Raw genomic sequence first — 4,889 nt, forward strand, 5'->3', positions numbered from 1 at the left:
CGACGCCACACCATCGGCGCAGAACGACGCGATTGATGAGATGGCGGTGGCGTTTCAAGCCTCCCTCAATGATCCTGATTTCGGTCAGATGTATGTCCGCGAGGGTGCAGTCGCTGTGATCCTGTCACAGGGTGACAACCTGTCGTGCCTCTGGGCCGGACCTGAGGCTGCGGACTTTGTTGCCCGTGCCGAGGCCGCAGGCGGCTTTCCCGACGTCGCAGACATGTCGTTTTTGTCTGTGGGCACAAACGATATCGTCACTGAAAACGACCGCTCGTGGCGGCGCAACACCGATTTTGCCAAGCTTGGCGACAATGGCGCCTTTGGAACCTACCCCGCTGCTGCGCGTCTTGATCGTTCACCCAATGAATAACGCCTTCCCCTTCGTACCGCTCATTCTGAGGTTTTCCCAATGACCGACCAACCATCCAACGACGACTTCCACGCACAGTCCTTTATGCAGGGGCATAACGCGGAATATATCGAACAGCTTTATGCGCGATATGCGGACAATCCCGGTGCCGTCGATGAACAATGGCAGGCGTTTTTCCGGTCGCTGGGCGATGCGCCCGCAGACGCCAAAGCAGAGGCCGCAGGCCCTTCTTGGGCGCGCAATGACTGGCCACCGCAACCTAACGACGACCTGACCGCAGCGCTTGACGGCCAGTGGGCGGCTGAACCGGAGGCTGCGGGCAAGAAGATCAAGGACAAGGCCACCAAGGCGGGCGTGGCGATTACCGAGGAACAGGTGCGCAGCGCTGTGCTGGACAGCATCCGCGCGCTGATGATCATTCGCGCCTACCGCATCCGTGGCCATCTGGTGGCTGATCTGGACCCGTTGGGCATGCGCGACCAGACCCCGCACCCCGAACTGGACCCCGCGTCCTACGGGTTCACCAAAGACGACATGGACCGCCCGATCTTCATCGACAACGTCCTTGGACTTGAAATGGCGACGATGAACGAAATCCTCGCCATTGTGCAGCGCACATATTGCGGCACCTTTGCGCTGCAATACATGCACATCTCCAACCCCGAGGAGGCCGCTTGGCTGAAGGAACGGATCGAAGGCAAGGCCAAGGAAATCGCCTTTACCCAGAACGGGCGCAAGGCGATCCTGAACAGCCTTGTGCAGGCCGAGGGCTTTGAGAAGTTCCTCCATGTCAAATACATGGGCACCAAACGCTTTGGTCTGGACGGGGGGGAGGCGCTGATCCCCGCCATGGAACAGATCATCAAACGCGGTGGCCAACTGGGCCTGCAAGACATCGTCATCGGGATGCCCCACCGGGGCCGTCTGTCCGTTTTGGCCAACGTCATGCAAAAGCCCTACAAGGCGATCTTTAACGAATTCCAAGGCGGCAGCTTCAAACCAGAGGACGTCGATGGCTCCGGTGATGTGAAGTACCACCTTGGTGCGTCATCCGACCGTGAATTCGACGGCAACAATGTGCACCTGTCGCTGACGGCGAACCCGTCCCACCTTGAGGCGGTGAACCCTGTGGTGCTGGGCAAAGTCCGCGCCAAGCAGGACCAGACCCATGACGAAGACCGCACCAAGGCCATGGCGATCCTGCTCCATGGCGATGCGGCCTTTGCGGGCCAAGGCGTTGTGGCCGAGGGCTTTGGCCTGTCAGGTCTGCGCGGCCACAAAACCGGCGGCACCATGCATATCGTGGTGAACAACCAGATCGGGTTTACCACCGCGCCACACTTCTCACGATCGTCCCCCTACCCCACGGACATCGCGCTGATGGTCGAGGCGCCGATTTTCCACGTGAACGGCGACGATCCGGAGGCTGTGGTCCACGCCGCGCGGGTCGCGACGGAGTTCCGCCAGAAGTTCCACAAGGACGTGGTCCTCGACATCATTTGTTACCGCCGGTTTGGGCACAACGAGGGCGATGAGCCCATGTTCACCAACCCGGTCATGTACAAAAAGATCAAACAGCAAAAGACAACGCTGACGCTGTATACCGAACGTCTGGTCCGCGACGGTCTGATCCCCGAGGGTGAGATCGAGGACATGAAGGCCGCCTTCCAGGCCCATCTGAACGAAGAATTCGAGGCCGGAAAGGATTACAAACCCAACAAGGCCGACTGGCTGGATGGCAAGTGGTCCCATTTGGACAAGCGCGAACAGGGCAAGTACCAGCGCGGCAAAACCGGCATCAAGAAAGAGACGTTTGAGGAAGTTGGACGCGCCCTGACATCGGTGCCGGACGGCTACCCCATGCACAAAACCGTGGGCCGTATTCTGGACGCCAAGGCCAAGATGTTTGAAACCGGCGAAGGGTTCGATTGGGCCACCGGTGAGGCGCTGGCGTTTGGTTCGCTCCTGACCGAAGGCTATCCGGTACGTCTGTCCGGTCAGGATTCCACTCGTGGAACCTTTTCACAGCGCCATTCGGGCATCGTGAACCAAGAGACCGAGGACCGCTACTACCCCCTGAACAACATCCGTGAGGGGCAGTCGCGGTATGAGGTCATCGACTCGATGCTGTCTGAATACGCAGTGCTGGGTTTTGAGTATGGCTATTCGCTGGCCGAACCCAACGCGCTGACCCTGTGGGAAGCGCAGTTTGGTGATTTCGCCAATGGCGCGCAGATCATGTTTGACCAGTTCATCAGTTCCGGTGAAAGCAAATGGCTGCGGATGTCGGGCCTCGTGTGCTTGCTCCCCCACGGCTACGAAGGCCAGGGGCCGGAGCATTCCAGCGCGCGTCTGGAACGGTTCCTGACCATGTGTGGCGGGGACAACTGGATCGTGGCCAACTGCACGACGCCTGCCAATTACTTCCACATCCTGCGCCGCCAGCTGCACCGCAGCTACCGCAAACCGCTGATCATGATGACGCCCAAATCCCTGTTGCGCCACAAGATGGCCGTCAGCAAGGCCGAGGAATTCCAGACCGGATCGTCCTTCCACCGCGTGCTGTGGGACGATGCGCAATACGGCAATTCGGACACCACACTGGTGGCCGATGACAAGATCAAACGGGTCGTGATGTGTTCCGGTAAGGTCTATTACGATCTGCTGGAAGAACGCGACGCCCGTGGGATCGACGACGTCTATCTGATGCGGTTCGAACAGTTCTATCCGTTCCCCGCGCAATCGGCGGTCAAGGAACTTGAACGGTTCAAAAACGCCGAAATGGTCTGGTGTCAGGAAGAACCCAAAAACCAAGGCGCGTGGTCGTTCATTGAACCCAACATCGAATGGGTCTTGACCCGCATCGGCGCCACACACACCCGCCCTGTCTATGCCGGACGGGCTGCCGCTGCGTCGCCCGCCACGGGTCTGGCCTCACAGCACAAAGCACAACAAACGGCGCTCGTTGATGACGCGCTGACCATCGAAGGATCGAAATAATGACCGAAGTCCGCGTCCCCACCCTTGGTGAAAGCGTCACCGAAGCCACCGTCGCCACTTGGTTCAAAAAGCCCGGCGATACTGTCGCGCAAGACGAAATGCTGTGTGAACTTGAAACCGACAAAGTCACGGTTGAGGTTCCGGCCCCCGCCGCCGGCACGTTGTCCGAAATCGTCGCTGGCGAAGGCGACACTGTGGGCGTTGACGCCCTGCTGGCACAGATCAGCGAAGGCGGCGAAGCCTCCGACGACGCGCCCAAAGAGGCCCCCAAGGCCATCGACGCCGGTGCCGAGGACGTGAAGCCCCGCGAAGACGACAGCGCAGGCGGTGGCGATGAGATCGACGTCATGGTCCCCACCTTGGGCGAAAGCGTGACCGAGGCGACAGTCTCCACCTGGTTCAAAAAACCCGGTGAGGCGTTCGAAGCCGATGAGATGCTGTGCGAATTGGAGACCGACAAGGTATCCGTCGAGGTTCCGGCCCCCGCTGCCGGTGTCATGACCAAACTGTTGGCCGAAGAGGGCAGCACGGTTGAGGCCGGTGGCAAGCTGGCGATCATGTCCACCGACGCCAAGGCCCCCGCCACAGCACTGGCCAACAATGCGCCCGAAACCACCACTGCCCCTGCCGCCCAAGGCGGCGACACTGGCAAGGACGTGGAAGACGCCCCATCGGCCAAGAAAATGATGGCGGAAAACAATCTGTCATCGGGCGATGTCACGGGGTCCGGCAAGGATGGTCGCGTCATGAAAGAGGACGTGTTGAAGGCCCTTGAAGGCGGCGCAAAACCTGCCCCCGCAGCCGCCGCCCCGCGCGCGCCTGTGGCCGCCGATCAGGCCGCCCGCGAAGAACGGGTCAAAATGACCCGTCTGCGCCAGACCATCGCCAAGCGCCTCAAGGACAGCCAGAACACCGCCGCCATGCTGACCACCTACAACGAGGTCGACATGACCGAGGTGATGGCCCTGCGCAACGAATACAAAGACCTGTTCCTCAAGAAGCACGGCGTGAAACTGGGCTTCATGTCCTTCTTTACAAAGGCCTGCGTGCACGCCCTGAACGAAGTGCCCGAGGTCAACGCAGAGATTGACGGCACCGACATCGTTTACAAGAACTACGTCAACATGGGCATCGCCGCAGGCACGCCCACGGGTCTTGTGGTGCCGGTGATCAACGACGCCGACGCCATGTCCTTTGCCGCCATCGAAAAGGCGATTGCCGAAAAGGGTGCGAAGGCGCGTGACGGCAAGCTGAGCATGGCGGAAATGCAGGGCGGGACGTTCACGATCTCCAACGGGGGTGTTTACGGCTCGCTCATGTCCTCGCCCATCCTGAACCCGCCGCAGTCGGGCATTCTGGGGATGCATAAAATCCAGGACCGCCCCATGGCGATCAATGGTGAGGTCGTGATCCGCCCGATGATGTATCTGGCGCTGTCCTATGACCACCGGATCGTGGACGGCAAAGGGGCTGTGACGTTCCTCGTGCGGGTCAAAGAAGCGCTTGAGGATCCACG

The 4,889-nt window shown here is 60.3% G+C and carries 3 protein-coding genes; all 3 read left to right on the forward strand.

The window, feature by feature from the left end:
* Positions 1-373 (forward strand): hypothetical protein (locus QZ653_RS06265; RefSeq protein WP_296418632.1); only part of this gene is annotated, 373 nt, incomplete at its 5' end.
* A 39-nt stretch (positions 374-412) separates the two neighbouring features.
* Complete coding sequence (locus QZ653_RS06270; RefSeq protein ID WP_296418633.1) at positions 413-3,373, forward strand: 2-oxoglutarate dehydrogenase E1 component; 2,961 nt, start codon at positions 413-415, stop codon at positions 3,371-3,373.
* Positions 3,373-4,889, forward strand: a 1,517-nt coding sequence (gene odhB, locus QZ653_RS06275) for a 2-oxoglutarate dehydrogenase complex dihydrolipoyllysine-residue succinyltransferase (protein WP_296418635.1), incomplete at its 3' end; no start/stop codon positions are given. The genes QZ653_RS06270 and odhB, both read left to right, overlap by 1 nt.

The organism is Pseudooctadecabacter sp. (genome assembly GCF_020627745.1).
GTDB lineage: Bacteria > Pseudomonadota > Alphaproteobacteria > Rhodobacterales > Rhodobacteraceae > Octadecabacter.

Coding starts and splice junctions, on each gene's coding strand:
- QZ653_RS06270 (WP_296418633.1), top strand. CDS start 413: ATGACCGACCAACCATCCAACGACGACTTCCACGCACAGTCCTTTATG.